This is a genomic window from Streptomyces sp. NPDC001744, from assembly GCF_042892575.1.
Taxonomy (GTDB): Bacteria; Actinomycetota; Actinomycetes; order Streptomycetales; family Streptomycetaceae; genus Streptomyces.
In genome coordinates this window covers 110,711-128,024 of record NZ_JBIAUG010000004.1, presented here as the reverse complement: position 1 = coordinate 128,024, position 17,314 = coordinate 110,711, and the positions used below count along the sequence as shown (strand labels likewise).

General features: G+C 72.5%; 13 protein-coding genes, 1 tRNA gene and 1 pseudogene. 5 read left to right on the top strand and 10 right to left on the bottom strand.

Going from position 1 to position 17,314, the window contains the following annotated elements; genetic code table 11:
- Nucleotides 1-94: 94 nt before the first annotated feature.
- From ACFYZY_RS06770 to ACFYZY_RS06755, 4 genes are all read right to left on the bottom strand, one after another.
- A complete protein-coding gene (locus tag ACFYZY_RS06770) occupies nt 95-556 on the bottom strand; it encodes a copper chaperone PCu(A)C (protein WP_388690152.1) in 462 nt (153 codons plus the stop codon).
- Nucleotides 553-1,317: an SCO family protein gene (locus ACFYZY_RS06765; RefSeq protein ID WP_388690150.1), complete on the bottom strand. Its 765-nt coding sequence runs from the start codon at nt 1,315-1,317 to the stop codon at nt 553-555. Before ACFYZY_RS06765 ends, ACFYZY_RS06770 begins: the two co-directional genes overlap by 4 nt.
- A gap of 37 nt (nt 1,318-1,354) precedes the next feature.
- A complete protein-coding gene (locus ACFYZY_RS06760) occupies nt 1,355-2,128 on the bottom strand; it encodes a YcnI family protein (RefSeq protein ID WP_388690148.1) in 774 nt (257 codons plus the stop codon).
- Nucleotides 2,129-2,283: 155 nt separating this feature from the next.
- On the bottom strand, nt 2,284-3,069 hold the full coding sequence (locus ACFYZY_RS06755) for a hypothetical protein (protein WP_388690146.1): 786 nt from the start codon (nt 3,067-3,069) through the stop codon (nt 2,284-2,286).
- A 302-nt stretch (nt 3,070-3,371) separates the two neighbouring features.
- Between ACFYZY_RS06755 and ACFYZY_RS06750 the strand changes: the two genes are divergently transcribed.
- Complete coding sequence (locus ACFYZY_RS06750; RefSeq protein WP_388690145.1) at nt 3,372-3,977, top strand: ATP-binding protein; 606 nt, start codon at nt 3,372-3,374, stop codon at nt 3,975-3,977.
- Between the two features lie 108 nt (nt 3,978-4,085).
- Here the strand turns inward: ACFYZY_RS06750 and ACFYZY_RS06745 are convergent, their stop codons facing one another.
- Together ACFYZY_RS06745 and ACFYZY_RS06740 are read right to left on the bottom strand one after the other, a co-directional pair.
- Nucleotides 4,086-5,546: an aminopeptidase P family protein gene (locus ACFYZY_RS06745; RefSeq protein WP_388690143.1), complete on the bottom strand. Its 1,461-nt coding sequence runs from the start codon at nt 5,544-5,546 to the stop codon at nt 4,086-4,088.
- 181 nt (nt 5,547-5,727) lie between these two features.
- Nucleotides 5,728-7,284: a PP2C family protein-serine/threonine phosphatase gene (locus ACFYZY_RS06740; RefSeq protein WP_388690142.1), complete on the bottom strand. Its 1,557-nt coding sequence runs from the start codon at nt 7,282-7,284 to the stop codon at nt 5,728-5,730.
- 553 nt (nt 7,285-7,837) lie between these two features.
- Between ACFYZY_RS06740 and ACFYZY_RS06735 the strand changes: the two genes are divergently transcribed.
- Nucleotides 7,838-8,572 carry a bifunctional DNA primase/polymerase gene (locus ACFYZY_RS06735; RefSeq protein WP_388690141.1) on the top strand — a complete coding sequence of 245 codons (735 nt, stop codon included), beginning with the start codon at nt 7,838-7,840 and terminating at the stop codon, nt 8,570-8,572.
- A gap of 778 nt (nt 8,573-9,350) precedes the next feature.
- Here the strand turns inward: ACFYZY_RS06735 and ACFYZY_RS06730 are convergent.
- From ACFYZY_RS06730 to ACFYZY_RS06720, 3 genes and pseudogenes are all read right to left on the bottom strand, one after another.
- Nucleotides 9,351-10,328 carry a DUF5926 family protein gene (locus ACFYZY_RS06730; RefSeq protein ID WP_388690139.1) on the bottom strand — a complete coding sequence of 326 codons (978 nt, stop codon included), beginning with the start codon at nt 10,326-10,328 and terminating at the stop codon, nt 9,351-9,353.
- A 295-nt stretch (nt 10,329-10,623) separates the two neighbouring features.
- Nucleotides 10,624-11,209: pseudogene (locus tag ACFYZY_RS06725) on the bottom strand (ATP-binding protein).
- Nucleotides 11,210-11,346: 137 nt separating this feature from the next.
- A complete protein-coding gene (locus ACFYZY_RS06720) occupies nt 11,347-12,168 on the bottom strand; it encodes a glycerophosphodiester phosphodiesterase (protein WP_388690138.1) in 822 nt (273 codons plus the stop codon).
- Between the two features lie 248 nt (nt 12,169-12,416).
- On the opposite strand from ACFYZY_RS06720, the gene ACFYZY_RS06715 reads away from it, so the two are divergent.
- Entirely contained in the window at nt 12,417-13,883 is a 1,467-nt protein-coding gene (locus ACFYZY_RS06715; protein ID WP_388690137.1) for a S1C family serine protease, read from the top strand.
- A 47-nt stretch (nt 13,884-13,930) separates the two neighbouring features.
- Nucleotides 13,931-14,015: transfer RNA gene (locus tag ACFYZY_RS06710), tRNA-Ser, on the top strand.
- A gap of 176 nt (nt 14,016-14,191) precedes the next feature.
- On the opposite strand, the gene ACFYZY_RS06705 is transcribed toward ACFYZY_RS06710, so the two are convergent.
- The gene (locus ACFYZY_RS06705; RefSeq protein ID WP_388690135.1) at nt 14,192-15,532 is read right to left on the bottom strand and encodes a hypothetical protein; all 1,341 of its coding nucleotides are present in this window, start codon (nt 15,530-15,532) and stop codon (nt 14,192-14,194) included.
- Between the two features lie 388 nt (nt 15,533-15,920).
- Here ACFYZY_RS06705 and ACFYZY_RS06700 point away from each other — a divergent pair, with 388 nt between their 5' ends.
- Nucleotides 15,921-16,463, top strand: a complete 543-nt coding sequence (locus ACFYZY_RS06700) for an O-acetyl-ADP-ribose deacetylase (protein ID WP_388690133.1) — start codon at nt 15,921-15,923, stop codon at nt 16,461-16,463.
- Nucleotides 16,464-17,314 lie beyond the last annotated feature (851 nt).

The window sequence follows — 17,314 nt, the reverse complement described above, 5'->3', positions numbered from 1 at the left end:
CCGTGCCGACACGGACCGGCCGCGTCGGCACGGACCGGGCGCGTCGACCGGCTTCGGCCGCCGCGTCGATTCTGTCCGGATGCCGTCGGCACGGTCAGTCCTGCTGCGGGTTGTGGTGGGCGGCCTCGACGGGAAGGTCGACCTTGATGGGGTCGGACTTCTCGAAGTGGAGCTCGACGCTGACCTTCTCGCCCTGCTTGGGCTTCTTCTTCAACTCCATGAACATGATGTGGTTGCCGCCGCGCGCCAGGGAGAGCTTTCCGTTGGCGGGGATGTCGAAGAACTTCACCTCCCGCATCTTCTGGTCCTTCGTCTCGTGGATCGTGACGTCGTCCGAGATCGGGCTGGTGACGGAGGTGAGCCGGTCCGCCGCGGCCCCGTCGTTGGTGATGGTGAGGAAGCCGCCGGCCATGTCCATCACCGGCTGGGGCATGAACGCGCCGCTGACCTTCAGCGCGGGCTTCCCGTCCGCGGGGCCGTCCCCGGACGAGCATCCGGCCAGGGCGAGCGCGGCGGCGAGGGCCACGGCGGACAGGGAGGTGGTGCGGCGGGTCACGGGTTCTCTCCCCTGATGAGCTTCGGCAGGTCCTTGGCGTAGTCCTCGACGCTCGTGTCCTCGCCGTACAGGACGTAGCCCTGGTCGGTGGTGGGCGAGAACGCGACCACCTGGGCCCCGTGCATGGAGACGACCTTGCCGTCCTTCTCCTTCTTCGGCGGGTCGATGCCGATGCCGATCTGCCGGGCCCCCGCCTGGATGGCGGAGAACTCGCCGGTGAGTCCGGTGAAGGAGGGGTCGCCGGCGGCGGGCAGCCACTTGGCGAGTTCGGCGGAGGTGTCCCGCTCGGGGTCGGTGGTGACGAAGACGACCTGGAGCTTGTCCTGGTCGGCCCGGGGGAGCCGCTTCTTGGCGATGGCGATGTTGCTCATCGTCAGGGGGCAGACGTCGGGGCAGTGCGTGTAGCCGAAGTAGATGAGGGTCGGCTTGCCCTTGGTGCGCTCGCGCAGGTCGTACTTCTCGCCCTTGGTGTCGGTGAGGACGAGCGCGGGCTTGGTGAACGGGCGGTCGAGGAGGGTGGCGGCCTTGGCGGGGTCGGTGCCGCCGGAGACCACGGCGACGGGCCCGGCGCCCGCGGCGGGGGCCTTGTCGCCGTCGTCGCCGACCCCGACGGCCACGGTGATGCCGATCGCGGCGACGATCGCGACCGTGGCGATGACCAGCGGGGCGCGCCGGCCCGGCCGGGCCGGACCGCCCGCGTCCGTGGACGCGGGCGCGTGGGTCTTCTCGACGGACTTCTCTGTGAACTTCTCTGCGGACATGCCGTTTCTTTCCGTGTCCTTCGGGAGGGCGGTGCCGTCAGACCGAGCGGCGGCGGCCGGCGAGGACGCCGAAGGCCACGCCGGCCACGCCGACGAGGATGCCGACGACGCCGAGGACCCGGGCGGTGGTGTCGGAGGAAGAGGAGGACGCCGCGGCGGCCGTCTCCTCGCGGTCACCCCCCTTGGCGTCGTGGCCGTCCTTCCCGTCCGCGGAAGCGGAGGCGGAGGCGGACGGCGCCGCACCGCCGTGGTGGTCCTCGGACGCGGCGGAGAGCTTCAGGACGGGGGCCGGGTTCTGCGGCTCCTCCGCGCCCTCCTTCTGCTCCTCGATCCAGCGCACGACCTCCTTGTTGTCGTACGTCTGCACCGCCTTCAGGACGATCTGGTCGGCGTCCTCGGGCAGCTGACCGAGGGAGAGCGGGAACTGCTGGAACTGCCCGGGGCCGATCTTCGAGCCGTCGGCGGTCCAGGTGACCTTGGAGACGGCCTCGTTGATCTTCTTGCCGTGGAGCTCCAGCGGCTTGTCGAGCCTGCTCTTCGTCACCTCGGTCTTCCAGCCGGGAACGGGCTGCGGCATGACGGAGGCGAGCGGGTGGTCGAGCGGGAAGCTGACCTCCAGCTTGACGGTGGAGGCGTTGTCGCGCTCGTTCGGCACCTTGACGTTGACGGTGGCGTAGCCGCCCTTGGCGGCCTCGCCCTGCGGCTGCACGCCGACGTGCGCGAACGCGGTGCCGGACAGCAGCGCGACGGAGGAGAGGGCGATGCCTCCGGCGAGGGCGGCACGGGCGGCGGAGACGCGGAGAACGTTCATGACGGAAGACACTCCAGCTCGGAGAGGGGTCGGAGAGGACCCGTGGAAGGACGGGAGGGTCCGGCGGCCGCCGGGAGGTGACCCGCGCGGGCGTACGGACGGGCACGGCCTTTCCCGGCGGACGGATGGACCGTCGGACGGGCGGACAGGCCGCGTCAGGCTGCGAGAGCGCAGTCGGCGGCCGGGGGACCGCGCCTGATCACCGTGTGCTGGAGTGCCTCGGCCACCGGCGGCGGCGAGGAGTCGAAGGCCGTACGGGGGATGCGCCGGAAGCCCGGTCCCGGCGCCGCGGACAGTCCGGCGAGCAGGACCCGTACGAGCCGGAGCGCGGCCCGCAGCACGCGGACCGGAGCGTACGCGGCAAGCTCCGCCGCGCTCTGTCCGGAGAGTTCGACGAGCAGGCCGAGGGCGTGGTCGCCGCGCCGCAGCAGCCAGCCCGTGGCCAGGGCGGCGAGCAGGTGCCCGAGGAGCATGGGCAGACCGGGCAGCAGCCCGTCGGCGGGAGCGGACGGCGCCGTGGCGACCGCGTGCCCCAGGTGGACGTGGACGCCGGCCGGATCGATCCCGGCGCCCCTGAGGATCCTGGTGGCGTCGGCGGGACCGAGCGACGCGGCCCCCGCCCCGCAGACCAGCTTCGCCGCCGTCCGGACGAGGGCGTCGTCGGCCTGGCCGCCCGGGGCGAGCCGGTGCTGTCCGAGGCCGAAGAGGACGTGCAGGCCGAGCTGCCCGGCCGTGAGGGCGGCGACGACGGAACCGAGGGAGCGCGCGCGTCCGCAGAGGAGGACGGACACCCCGAAGACGCCGAGGAAACCGGCGACGAGGGACCACGCCGCTACGTTCGCGCACGCCGCGAGGGCGTGGCCCAGCGCGGACAGCACGACGCAGACCGCGGTGAAGACCGCGGCCCTCAGCAGCCGTGGAGCGAGCGCGGGGGCAGTCATGGCGGCCCCATCATCGCACCACGCCCCTCACCGGGACACGGCAGGTCCGGAAGGTCGCTCTTGGCCCCCTTCGGGACGACATACGCCCTTTTTGAGGCGACATGCACCTCTTCGGAACGGCCCGCTCCCCCCCGGAGCCGTGCTCTCCCTTCGAGAGGGCACATACACCGGCACGCGCCTCCGCTGTATCCGCCGAACGGGCGCCCCCCGCGCTCCCGGGTGCTTACGGAGCTCCCCGTATGGCAATAGCTATCGGTACGTCGGGTTGCCGAGCCGCCGATCCGCTGCCGGGAGGCCGGAGCATGAGCATCTTGTGGTCACTCCATCTGCGGCGCGAAGCCGCGAGCGTGCCGCTCGCGCGCCGGCTCCTGCTGGGCACCATGGAGACGGCGGGGGTCGATCCCGACGTGTCGTACGAGCTGTCGGTGGCGCTGACGGAGGCGTGCACGAACGCGGTCGAGCACGGCGGCGGGTGTTCCGGACCCGGCGCCGGTCCGGGCGGGGCGCTCGCGGGGGCGTACCGGGTGACGGCGTACCTGGACGGCGAGACCTGCCGCATCGAGGTGGCCGACTCGGGCCCGGGATTCCCCCGCGCGGAAAGCCCGGTGCGCGCGGAGGACACGGTGTGGCCGGAGGCGGCAGAGAGCGTGGCGGCCCCGGAGAACGCGGAGACCGCCGAGAACGTCGAGATTGCCGGGACCGCCGCGCGGACGGTACGCACGGAACGCCCCGCGTACGCGGCGGCCCCGACCGCCCCGGCGGACGCCGAGCACGGCCGGGGGATGCGGTTGATCGAGGAGCTGGCCGACCACGTGCACTTCGGCAACCGCTCGGTCCGTGGCGGCGCGGTGGTCAGCTTCGACAAGATCCTGAAGTGGAAGGACACCCCGTCCCTCCTGATGGCGTGAGGCCCCACGCCCCCCCGGGCGCGCCGCGGTGCGGAGAAGGGGCGGTGCGGAGAAGGGCCCCCGCCGGTCGGTCGGCGGAGGCCCTTCGTGTTCCAACGTACGCGGAGGTCAGCCCTTCAGCGAGGCCATCCACGCCTCGACCTCGTCGGAGCGGCGCGGCAGCGCGTCCGAGAGGTTCCGGTTGCCGTCCTCGGTGACGAGGATGTCGTCCTCGATCCGGACGCCGATGCCCCGGTACTCCTCCGGCACGGTCAGGTCGTCGGCCTGGAAGTACAGGCCCGGCTCGACGGTCAGGCACATGCCCGGCGCCAGGGTCGTGTCGACGTACGCCTCGGTGCGCGCGGCGGCGCAGTCGTGGACGTCCATGCCGAGCATGTGGCCGGTGCCGTGCAGGGTCCAGCGGCGCTGGAGACCCAGCTCCAGGACGCGCTCGACCGGGCCCTCGACGAGGCCCCACTCGACGAGCTTCTCGGTGAGGACGCGCTGGGCGGCGTCGTGGAAGTCGCGGTAGGCGGCGCCGGGCTTCACCGCCGCGATGCCGGCCTCCTGCGCCTCGTACACGGCGTCGTAGACCTTGCGCTGGATCTCGCTGTACGTGCCGTTGATCGGCAGGGTGCGGGTGACGTCGGCGGTGTAGAGCTCGTTGGTCTCCACGCCGGCGTCGAGCAGCAGCAGGTCGCCGGAGCGCACGTCGCCGTCGTTGCGGACCCAGTGCAGGGTGGTGGCGTGCGGGCCGGCGGCGCAGATGGAGCCGTAACCGATGTCGTTGCCCTCGACGCGGGCGCGCAGGAAGAACGTGCCCTCGATGTAGCGTTCGCTGGTGGCCTCGGCCTTGTCGAGGACCTTGACGACGTCCTCGAAACCGCGCGCGGTGGCGGCGCACGCCTTCTCCAGCTCGCCGATCTCGAAGGAGTCCTTGATGAGGCGGGCCTCGGAGAGGTACACGCGCAGTTCTTCGTCGCGCTCGGCGGTGACCTTGTCGGTCAGCGCGGCCTCGATGCCGGCGTCGTGGCCCCGGACGACGCGGACGGGGCCGGTGGCCTCCTTGAGCGCGGCGGCGAGCTCGCGCACGTCCTTCGCCGGGAGACCGAGGAGCCGCTCGGCCTCGGAGAGGGAGTGGCGGCGGCCGACCCACAGCTCGCCCTGGCCGTCGAGCCAGAACTCGCCGTTCTCGCGGTCGGAGCGCGGCAGCAGGTAGAGGGTGGCCTCGTGGCCGTCCTCCGTCGGCTCCAGGACGAGGACGCCGTCCTGCGTCTGGTCGCCGGTGAGGTACGCGTACTCGGTGGAGGCGCGGAAGGCGTACTCGGTGTCGTTCGACCGGGTCTTCAGGTTGCCGGCCGGGACGACCAGGCGCTCGCCCGGGAAGCGGGCGGAGAGCGCGGCGCGGCGCTCGGCCGTCCTGCCGGCCTGGGCGATGGGCTCCAGGTCGCGCAGCTCGGTGTCGGCCCAGCCGGACTTCATGTTCTCGGCCAGCTCGTCGGACACGCCCGGGTAAAGGCCGTTCTTGCGCTGCTTGATCGGCTGGTCCTCGATCTCTTCCGGGGTCTCCGGGGTGAGCTCCTCGGCCACGGGTCTGCCTCCTCTGGTACGACACTGAACCCTCACCATCGTACGGTCGTACGGAAGGGGGCCCAGGGCCGGAAGACCCATTACCGGAACGTCATCGTCCGGTTACGGTTCCCGCGGACGGACGGACGGACGGACGGACGGACGGACGGGCAGGCGGTTCGGTCCCGGGGCGCCGGGCGGCTCACGCGAAGCGCGCCGCGAGCAGCACCACGTCCTCGCCCTCCACGGACGGATCGACGCCCCCGGGCAGCAGGGTCCGCAGCACGTGGTCGACGACGGCGTCCGGATCGGCCCGGTCCGCCGCCGGCACGCTCGCGGCCGCCGCGTGGAGCCGGGCGAAGGCCCGGTCCGTGGTGTCGCCGGTACGGCGCAGCAGGCCGTCCGTGTAGAGCAGCACCGTTTCTCCGGGCGCGGGGGACAGCTCCACGCTCGGCGCCTCCCAGCACGACAGCATCCCGAGCGGCGCCGAGAGCGAGGTCTCGACGAACGCGGTGCGTCGGTCGCCGATCACCAGCGGCGGCGCGTGTCCGGCTCCGGAGAGGACCATCCGGCGCCGGTCGGGCTCGGCGTACGCGAAGAGCGCGGTCGCGGAACGGGCGGGTTCGGTGAGCCGCAGCAGCAGCTCCAGGTCGGAGAGGACGGCGACCGGGTCCTCGCCCTCCATCACCGCGTACGCCCGGAGGGAGGCGCGCAGCCGGCCCATGGCGGCGAGCGCGCCCGGCCCGGTCCCGGTGACGGAGCCGACGGCGAGACCGAGCGCGCCCTCGGGCAGCGGCAGCGCGTCGTACCAGTCGCCGCCGCCCCGGGGCCCGGTGTGGTGGCGGGCGGCGAGCCGGACGCCGGGGACGCGGGGGAGGCGGCTGGGCAGCAGTTCCTCGGCGACGGCGGCCAGCCGGGCGCGGGCGCGCTCGACCTGGAGGAGCCGGGCCAGGTGTTCGGTGGCGAAGCGGCCGTAGAGCCCGATGAGGTGGCGCCGGCGTTCGTCGGGTTCGGCGGGCTCGTCGTAGAACCAGACGGCGGCACCGAGCCGGCCGGCCTCCTCGGTGGCGAGGGGGAGGGCGTAGCTGGCGGCGTAGCCGAGCCGGGCGGCGACCTCGCGGTGGCGCGGGTCGAGGCCCTCCTCGGTGCGGACGTCACGGATGGCGATCGGGTCGGGTACGCACGCGGGGCGGGCGGAGCCGGGACGGACGGCGTCGAGCGGTTCGGGAGCGGGCGGTGCGGAAGCGGGGAGGCCGGTGCCGGGGCGCTCGCCTCCCGGACTGCCCGGTCCCGGCCGTCCGGGACCGGGCAGTCCGTCGAGGAGGCGTTCGTAACTCCCCGCGCCGTACGGGACGGTCTCGATGACGCCGAGGTCGGAGTGGGCGAGACCGAGACCGATGGTGCTGGTGGGGCCGAGGCCGTCGGCGGGGTCGAGGACGGCCATGCCGCGGCGGGCGCCGACGAGGGCGGCTCCGGCATCGAGCATCTCGCGCAGGGCCGTGTCGAGGGAGGAGGTCCTGATCAGGCGCTCGGTGAGTTCGTGGAGGGTGGTGAGGTCGGAGACCCAGGAGGCGAGCCGGTCCTGGATCAGGATCCCGGGCGGAAGGGCCGCGTCGGCGGGAGGAGCGGCCGGGGGGACCCCGGCGCGAGAGGCCGTAGTGTGCGGTGGCACGGGAACAGGTGAATCGATTCCAGCCACTTTCGGGATGTGCGGGGCGCTCATGTCGGCCGACTTTCCGACCGGTGCGTTCGAGGCCATTGCATGGCAAACCCCCATGTCATCCTGCGCCGCTCGATGTACCCACATGTACACGCAGAAGAGGAGCGATGTCCAGCATTGTCCCCATGGGACTTGTGGTGTCCGAGAGACTGCGCAGAAGGGTTGAAGTACGAGAGAAGTTGGCCGAAAATTGTCCCCGGTGTGCACCTTTTGCGGTCGACTGACGTCGTTTCAAGGCGCGTCATTCCGAGCGTCCTGGGTACGTAGACGGTGACAGGCAGGGGCAGTCGCAGCGCCCCGGAACGTGATGCGGGACCCCGGCGTCTTCCATGCCGCAGGCCGCCGCCCGCCACCGGACGGCGGGGAACGTGTTCTGAACCGCTCTGGCTCTGACCTGGCTCCACCGGGCTCCACCCCTGGCTCCACCGGGTTCCCCTCGATCCCCGGTCCGGTCGGCCCCCGCTCCGAAGCGGTCCGGTCCTCACCGACCCGGTACGCGCTGTTCGCACGGTGAAGAGTTCCGTACATGACATGACACAGCGTGACAAGACGTGATGAGAATTCGGCGTTCAACGGAAAGGAACGAGCGCTCATGCGCGAGATCCCCGGAAGGCGACGCAGGCTCCGGTTCCGGCGCAAGGCGAGGTCCGCACGGCTCGACGCGGCGGTCACCTTCGGCGCCGAGTGGAACTGGCCCGTCCTGCCGGGCGCGGGCCTGGAGGAAGCACCCCGGACGGCCACGCCCCCCAGGCCCTGGGCGGCCGTGGACCCGGAAGAGCCGTCCCGGGCGGTCGCGGGGGCCGTCTGCCGCTGCCCCGACCCCGACTGCGTGGTGCCCGGCGCGCACCCCTACGACCCCGGCCTGCTCGCGGCCACCACGGACGAGCGCATGATCCGCTGGTGGTGGACCACGCGTCCGGACGCCCCCGTGGTGCTCGCCACGGGCGGCCGCGCGCCCTGCGCGGTCAGCCTGCCGGCGGCCGCGGGCGCGCGGGCCCTCGCCGCGCTCGACGCGACGGGCATGCGGCTCGGCCCGGTGGTCGCGACCCCGACCCGCTGGTCGATCCTCGTCGCCCCGTACGGGCTGGAACGGCTGGGCGAGCTGCTGTACGCGAAGGACAGCGTGCCCAGTTCGCTGCGGTTCCACGGCGAGGGCGGTTATCTGCTGCTGCCGCCCTCGGTCGCGGGGACCGGCCGGGTGCGGTGGGAGCGGGCACCGCTCGCCGGCTCGGCCCGGCCGTGGCTGCCGGACGTCGAGGCGGTGGTCGACGCCCTGGTCGAGGCGAGCACGAACACGCCGGACGGCGGGAGCCGGCTGGCGTACTGAGAGCGGGCCGCTCGTCGCCCGTGTCCCGCCGCCGTGGAGAACGGCGGCGGACGGCGACCGGTGACGGAGGCGTCCCGGGAGCCCCGGACCGGACCTCCGCAGTCCGGGCCTCCCCGCACAGGGTTCCCGTGCGCCGGCCCCTTCCGTACGCCGGGCCCTCCGCGCCTTCCGTTTCCTCCCTCTCCTCCCTCCCACCCGTCCCTCCCGCGAGGATCACGTCCCACGGGCCGGAACTCGCCTTTCCGGAAGGGACGGAGGCGCGGACCTGTGTCCGGAAAGAAAGCATGGGCGTCCGGGCGCGTCCGTACGACCGGAACAGGACCGGTCGTGAAATCGACGTGTTTCCCATCCGGCACGGTGTACGGGAACCGAACCCTCCGGATGCGTCGCGCACCGTGGCGCGGGATGAACCGAGCGCGGGGAAACGTCCTGGAGCCCCGGCGGTAACAAGACGGTGGCCTATACGGCGGTGGCGGAATTCACCGGCGCCGGCGCTGTCGGAGACGCTTCGCCGCTGCTCAGGGTCTACGGCAACGCGACGCAGAGTGAGGGGAGTTGGACGTCGAACGCTTCGGGCGACCGGAAGCGGACATGGAAAGGCCCGGTCGCTGGCGACGGGGGATGCACCAGCGACCGGGCTTCCTGAACGGTAACAAGAGATCTGCTGTTCGCAAATTCGATCCGGGTTATTCGGACAGGGATTTACGTGTCCGAAGACCGGGTTGTGGCAGAAGTCACCGACTGGTCGGTCTGCCCGTCACCAATACCGCCCGGGGCGTCAGCTGAGAGTGACCTGACGGTTCGTGAGGCCGCCGCGCGCCCGTCGCTCCTCCGCCGTGAGCGGGGCGTCCGAAGCGAGCGCCCCGGTCAGCCGCTCGGCGAACTCGGCGGCCGGCTTCTCGCACTCCTCGGCGGTCATGGACGTCGGCAGGTCCCACACCGGCACCACCAGACCGTGGGCTCGGAAGGAGCCGACGAGCCGGGTGTCCGGGCCGAGGGAGGTGGCGCCGGACGCCTGGAGCCGCGCGAGCGCGTCGAGGAGCTTCTCCTCCGGGTACGGCATGACCCAGCGCAGGTGGTTCTTGTCCGGGGTCTCGCACCAGTAGGCGGAGTCGACGCCCGTCAGCCTGACGGTCGGGATCGCGGCGGCGTTGGCCCGCTCCAGGGAGGCGGCGACCTCCGGGTCGGCGCCGTCCGCGGACTGCGGGATCCAGAACTCGAAGCCCGTGTGGACCTCCGGGGCGAACGCGGCGTCCGTGTCCAGCAGGTCCTGGAGGCGCGGCCCCTCGGCCGGGACCCGGCGCGCGGGGATCGGGGTGCCCGGCTCGGCGTCCAGGGCGCGCTGGAGGGTGTCGGCGAGGTCGCGGGCCAGGTCGCCGGAGGTGGACTCGTTCTGCAGGGCGAGCAGGACGGAGCCGTCGTCCCGGCGGAGCGCCGGCCACGCCATCGGCAGGACGGTCGCGAGCGTCACGGACGGCACGCCCTCCGGCAGCCCGCCCTTCAGGGCGAGCGGCACGGTGGCGGCGGGCACCAGCTCGCGCAGCGCGACCCAGTCGCACTCGCCGGGCAGGCCCTCGAAGGGGCGCTGGACGAGTTCGGTCACGGCGTGCGCGGCGGCCCGGCCGTGACACGCCTTGTAGCGGCGGCCCGAACCGCACGGGCACGGCTCGCGCGCGCCGACGACCGGGACCTCCCCGCTCGTGACCTGTGCCTGGCCGGTCTTGCCGGCCTTCGTCTGGGGGCGCTTCTTGGCCATGGTGTGGCTTTCTCCCGATCGCGGCGGCGCCGTACCCGTACGACGCCACCGTGCTCGTCACGGCGGCGCCGCGCTGGTACGGCGGTGCTGTTTCGGGCGCGAGCCTAGCCGCCCCGGCTTCCGCACCCCTTCAGGCGGGCCGTCGTCCGTGGAGGACGACGGCCGGGAGGCGGCATCCCGGAGGCCCGGAGAAGCCGGTACGGGACCGGCGCGGGCCCCGGTCCGGCGAGGCCCGGCCCCGGGGCCCCGGGAGGTGCGGGTCCCGAGGGCCGCCGGGCCCTCCGGAGACCCGGTCTCAGTCCAGGTCGTCGTACGCGTCCAGGAAGTCGAACCCCGAACCACCGCCGACGCGTGCCGCGAAGTCCTCGCGCCGGTGCCCCTCGGTGACCACCACCCAGACGGTGACCTCGCCGGTCGCGCTGTCCCGTACGCCCCAGTCCTGGGCCAGCGAGCTGATGATGTTCAGCCCGCGACCGCCCCGGGCGGTGACGGAGGGCGTCGACGGGACGGGCCGCGTCGGGCCACCGCCGTCGGTGACCTCGACCCGCAGTCCGCCCGCCGGATCGACCCGCCAGGCCGCCCGTACGTCCCCGTCGCCACGATCCGCCCGGCCCAGCGGCCTGCCGTACCGGCAGGCGTTGCTGAGCAGTTCGGAAAGGATCAGCACCGCGTCGTCGACGACCGATTCGGCCACCCCGCTGCGGTACAGCTCGTCCCGCATCCGGTGTCGCGCCTCACCCACGCCCGCAGGACCATGAGGCACGGCCATGCTCGACGACGTGGGCACCTCTTGTGCCACCACCAACGCCACCCCCGAGACCTCCTTTGCCCCCACGCCACCGTGTGGATGCCCCGATGACCTGGACCGGAAACCGGCCAATCGGCGTTCGGTGAGGCGCTAGTGACGATCGCGTACGCCTGGAACGCGCCGGTGCACTCTCCGTGACCCCTGTTGTCCCCTTTGTCTCGCGGTGCGAAAGGGGCGGAAGGGAGGGAAACGGAGGGAGGGCGAGGGGGCTCAGCCGCGTCCCAGCTGGGCCAGCACCTGCTTGGGGCGGTTGGTGATGATCGCGTCCACGCCGAGCCGCGCGCAGAGCTCGACGTCCTCGTCCCCGTCGACCGTCCAGACGTGGACCTGGTGCCCGGCCTTCTGGAGCCGCAGGATCACGGTGGGGTGGTTCCGGACGATCCGGATCGAGGGACCCGCGATGCGCGCACCGGCGGGGAGCCGCCCGTCCCGCAGTCGGGGCGAGACGAACTGGGCGAGGGAGACGGTGGGCAGCGTCGGCGAGGCGGCGGCGATCCGCTGCAGCGAACGGGCCGAGAAGCTCATGATCCGTACGGGGGAGTCCTCGGGGGACGCGGGCGCGTGCAGGTCGAACCGCTTCAGGAGCTGGAGCAGCCGCTCCTCGACCTGCCCCGCCCAGCGGGTGGGATGTTTGGTCTCGATGGCCAGCTCGACCCGCCGCCCGGCGTCGGAGACCAGCTCCAGGAGGCGTTCCAGGGTGAGGACGGAGGTGGCCCCCGGCGACCGCCGGTCGGGGCTCTCCTCCGACTCGCTCCGGCCTTTCCAGGTGCCGAAGTCCAGCTCGGCGAGATCGGCGAGTTCGAGGGCCGAGACGGCGCCGCGGCCGTTGGAGGTGCGGTCGACGCGCCGGTCGTGGACGCAGACGAGGTGCCCGTCGGCGGTGAGCCGGACGTCGCACTCCAGGGCGTCGGCGCCGTCCTCGATGGCCTTCACATAGGCGGCCAGGGTGTGTTCCGGTGCGTCCTCGGATGCTCCACGATGGGCGACGACCTGGAGGGGGACGCGGTTCGGGTGCTGCCGTGCGTGAGTCACCGCGTCATGGTGCCATTGGCGGGGTGCGGCGAGCACGCCGGAGGGAGCCCGTTCTGTCCGTATATAAAGGAAGGGGCGCGAACGCACAGCTCCGCCTTACGGCGGCCTGACGCACGGTGGGAAAAGCTGAGGGCGGCACCCTGGGGACCGGAGTGGTCCGGCCCGCGTGGCCGAGGGCGTTCACGCACGGCACGCACGGGCACACGAAGTCGAACGCAGTCGAACGCAGTCAACGAGGAGAGCGAGTTGTGAGCAACGAGAACGAGGGCCAGGCGGTTCCGGGGGACCCGGCTGCTCCGTCCGCCCCTCCGACGCCTCCCACCCCCCCGACGGCCCCGGCCCACGCCCCCGGACCGGCCGGAGGGCACCCTTCCGAGCCGGCCGCCCCGGCCCACGCCCCCGGACCGGCCGGAGGGCACCCTTCCGAGCCGGCCGCCCCGGCCCACGCCCCCGGAGCTCCGGCCCACGCCCACGCCCACGCCCCGAACGGCCCCGCCTCCCCCGCCCCGGCTTCGGCGGGCGGCTGGCCGCCTCCCCCGCCGACCGTCCCGGCCTGGGGCGTCCCCCACGCGCCCGCACCCTCCGCCGCGCCGCGCGGGCGAGCCGGCGGCCTCGTGGCGGCCGTCCTCGCGGCGGCCCTCCTCGCGGGCGGCGTCGGCGGCGGCATCGGTTACTGGGCGGCCCAGCGGGACGACGACGGCGCCGGTTCGACCACCGTCTCCTCGGGCGAGGCCCCGGCCTCCTTCAAGCGCGAACCGGGAACGGTCGCGGCGGTCGCGGCGAAGGCGCTGCCGAGCGTGGTCACCATCCAGGCGAAGTCGGGCGGTTCGCAGGGCGAGGGGGGCACGGGCACGGGCTTCGTCTACGACCAGGAGGGCCACATCGTCACCAACAACCACGTGGTGGCGTCGGCGGCGGAGGGCGGCACGCTCTCCGTGACCTTCTCCGACGGGAAGACGTACGACGCGGAGGTCGTCGGCCGGGCCGAGGGCTACGACGTGGCGGTACTGAAGCTCACGAACGCTCCGAAGGGCCTGAAGCCGCTGCCGCTGGGCGACTCCGACAAGGTGGCGGTCGGCGACTCCACGATCGCGATCGGAGCGCCCTTCGGCCTGTCCAACACGGTGACGACGGGCATCATCAGCGCCAAGAACCGCCCGGTCGCCTCCGGCGACGGTTCGGGCGGCGGCAACTCGTACATGAGCGCGCTGCAGACGGACGCCTCCATCAACCCGGGCAACTCCGGTGGCCCGCTGCTCGACGCCGGGGGCGCGGTGATCGGGATCAACTCCGCGATCCAGTCCACCGGCAGCGGCTTCGGCCAGTCCCAGGCGGGTTCGATCGGCCTCGGCTTCGCGATCCCGGTGAACCAGGCGAAGAACGTGGCCCAGCAGCTCATCAGGACGGGCAAGCCGGTCTACCCGGTCATCGGGGCGACCGTGAACATGAACGAGAAGGGCGAGGGCGCCATGATCGCCCCGCAGGGCACCGGCGGCACGCCCTCGGTCACCCCGGACGGCCCCGCCGCGAAGGCGGGCCTGAAGCCGGGCGACGTGATCACCGGCTTCGGCAACCGCCAGATCGACAGCGGCCCCACCCTCATCAGCGAGATCTGGACGCACAAGCCGGGCGACTCGGTGAAGATCACCTACGAGCGCGACGGCAGGAGCGCCACGACCACCGTCGTCCTGGGCGAACGCACCGGCGACAGCTGACCGGCTAGGCTGTCTCCCGCGCCGCCCGTGACTCACCGGCGGCGCGGGGTGGGTTGCCCGAGCGGCCTAAGGGAACGGTCTTGAAAACCGTCGTGGCGCGAGTCACCGTGGGTTCAAATCCCACACCCACCGCGGCAGTGGACCGGCGCGTGCGCCGGCCGGAAGGGGCGCCCCTCGTACGGGGGCGCCCCTTCTTCGTGAGGGGACCGGCCGGAGCGGCGGGCCGGGATGACGGGGAACCGCCCGGCGGTGGTCCCGGGGCGGCAGGGCCTGCACGGGTCGGAAGCGGGCTGCCGGACGGGGCGGGTTCAGGAGTGGTTGCGGGCCGGGGGGTTGTTGAGGCAGAGGGCGATGTTGCGGACCGCCGCCGTGAGTTCCTCGATGACGCGTGCCGCCTGCTCCGCGTTGTGGAAGGCCGGACGGTCGGTCAGGGTGCGGCTCAACTCCTCCGCCGCCCGGATCGCGGGCCCCGTGGGGCCCGGGTCCGTCACGAGGACGGCCGAGGGGGCCGGGTAGCGGTCCGGGTCGCCCGGCGGGGCGGCCGGGGGCTGCGGGTAGCGGTCCGGGTCCGGACGGTAGCCCTCGAAGGAGGGGGAGAAGAGGCCGGAACCGGCCGCCAGGACGGTGTGCGTCTCGTCCCCGGGGTGCGGGGGCGGCGGAGACACCGGGGGAAGCCCCTGGGCGTGCGGGGCCATGAGCGGGACCGGGGAGTTCTGCGCCGGGGAGCCCTGCGCCGGGGAGTTCTGCGCCTGGGAGTGCTGGACCTGAGGGCTCTGCGTCTGCTGCGGCGACTGCTGGGACTCCTGTGGCCGCTCCTGCCCATGGGCCTGGGCGTGTGGCTGTGCCTGGGCGTGGGAGACCTGGTGCTGGGGGGCCGGCTGCTGCTGCTGGGAATGACGGGCCCGGGGAAGGACGAAGTGGTCGAACCCGGGGAACGCCGAGGTGCTGGAGGAGGCCGCCGGCGGCTCGTACTCGTTCTGCCACTGCGCGCGGTAGCACTCCACCTGGTCCTCGCAGGAGGACCGGGCGTGGAAGACCGCCGTGTCCTCGCCGAGGTCGGGGTACCAGAGGTTGGGGCCCGGGAACCGTACGGTCCGCATGCGTGGCTTGATCTGTTCGGCGCATCCCATGCAGCAACCCTGCGGCACCAGGAACGGGATGCCGCCGCTCTGCTCCGGCCTGCGGGGACCTTCCTCACGCGGGTACTCACCGTGGTGGCAGGGCGGCAGTTCGCCGCAGGCGCGGCAGATCGCGTAGTGCTCGGGCAGGACCTGCCAGTCCTGGCTGGCGGGGGCGCACCAGTGCTTCGGCGTGGACCGGGGCAGGTTGTCGTTGCGCAGGACGAGTACCACCGGGCGCTTGTAGAACTCGGCGCGCTCCGGGGCGGGTTTGACCGCCTGGTTGTTGGCCCGGCGCAGCTCGTTGGCGTGCCACCACAGCTCCACGTGTTCGCGCCACGCCTTCTCGTATGCTTCCGGCCACTGGTTGCCGGGGTACCCGGTGATCTCCAGGACGCGCCAGGCCTGCCGGTCGAGTACGACGATGGAGCCGGCCCGCAGTCGCAGATGTGTTCCCTCGACGCCCTCGTCCGGCCAGTCATGGCGGCCGATGCTGGTGGGCTGGTCAGGGAGCCACCTGCGAACCTGCATGACACGCTCCTAGGCAACGAAACTTCGTAGTTTCAACTGGGGCAGTAGGTGACATTCTGAACAATTTAGGCGTCCGTCGAGGGTTAGACACGCGCATGCTGCGGATCGATGAGAGCCGGAAACGCCTTTCTCACCGGCTGTTTCGCTTCTCGGAACGGACTCCGCCGGGTTCGTTCGGCCCAGCCGTCACGGCGGCCCCGTACCCGCTCCCGGGCCGTCGATACCCACCCATACGTGTGACGCGGCTACGTCCCGCGTCATCCCGTACGTATGCATCCCTCCGGGGAGCGGGCCGATCCTCTCTCCGGAGTGGTGGTTCAGGGGCAGGGAAGTGGTAGGGGTGGCGGCGCCCCGGCCCTTCGGGGCGCCCGGAAGACAGGAGAGCGAGATGCGTGTCGTGCTCGTACGGGGGGACATCACCGAGGAGGCGGTGGACGCGGTGGTCAACGCCGCGAACTCCTCCCTGCTCGGCGGAGGGGGCGTCGACGGTGCCATTCACCGCAAGGGCGGCCCGGAAATCCTCGATGACTGCCGGAAGTTGCGGAGCTCGCACTACGGAAAGGGGCTGCCGACCGGGCGGGCCGTGGCGACCACGGCGGGCCGGCTGCCCGCCCGGCACGTGATCCACACGGTGGGACCGGTCTGGTCGCGGGACGAGGACCGCTCGGAACTGCTGGCCTCCTGCTATCGGGAATCGCTGCGGGTGGCCGATGAGTTGGGGGCCCGTACGGTCGCGTTCCCCGCTGTGTCCACCGGTATTTACGGATGGCCGATGGCGGACGGGGCGCGGATCGCCGTCGAGACGGTACGGGCGGCCCACACGGAGGTCGAAGAGGTGCGGTTCGTGCTTTTCGACGAGTCCGCCCACTCGGCTTTCGAGGCGGCCCTGGGCGACGCGCCCCAGGGAAATGGGACGCTGAACACCGGCTGAAGCAAGGGGCTTTGCTCCGGCACCCGGGGCGTTCCGTTCCGGTCGCTCCGTGCCGTGAACTGCGGTCCTTCCGTGCCGGTGAGGTTTAACCGCCGAGCCTCACGCTTGCGAGGTAATCAGGAGAAGCCGGGGGTTCACCGGGTGCCCCGTGGGCAACTCTGTTCTCGCGAGGTCGAACAGGAAGGCCGGAGCGGCCGGGATGACCGGAGTGGCCGGTCGGGGTCTCGAAAACACCTTGTCCCAGCAGTACTTCGTCCATTTGTTACGGCCCCCAGCCTTCAGAACAGTTCCGTGCGGTGTTACCGGTATTCGATTTTCGGAGGACAGACATGAGAGGAACAGGCATGACAGCAGCAGGTGTGAGGAGAACGGGCAGGACGGAAAGGGACGCGGCGTACAACCGTGCCGTCCGCCTCCCCGCCACCGTGACCTTCGTCGGAACGGTCCGGTCCCGTCCGACGGCCAACTTCTCTCCGTGAGGGAGGGCGTGGGGAGGCGGGTGGGAGAGGGGGCCGAATCGACGGGAGAAAGGAGCGTGAACGGCGGTTCGTACGACGTTTCTTCGCCGGGGGCGGGAGCGGAACGTCGTGCCCACGAGCCGCCGAGGGGTGGGGAGCAGGGGGAGCCCCTGCCGGGGATTCGGTGGGGAATCGGTCTCCTGGACGCGGAGAGGGCCGGGCACATCGGAGCGGCCCGGGGGTGGGCACGCCGAATGGTCCGGAGCGGACATGCGGAGTGATCCGGGCCGGGGTCGGGGGGGCGTGGTGGGGTACGAGGTTCCCACGTCCGGGTTGATCCTGGGCACGGACGGCTGAGGCGGCGGCTCCAGCGGTGGCCGGGTGGCGTGACCG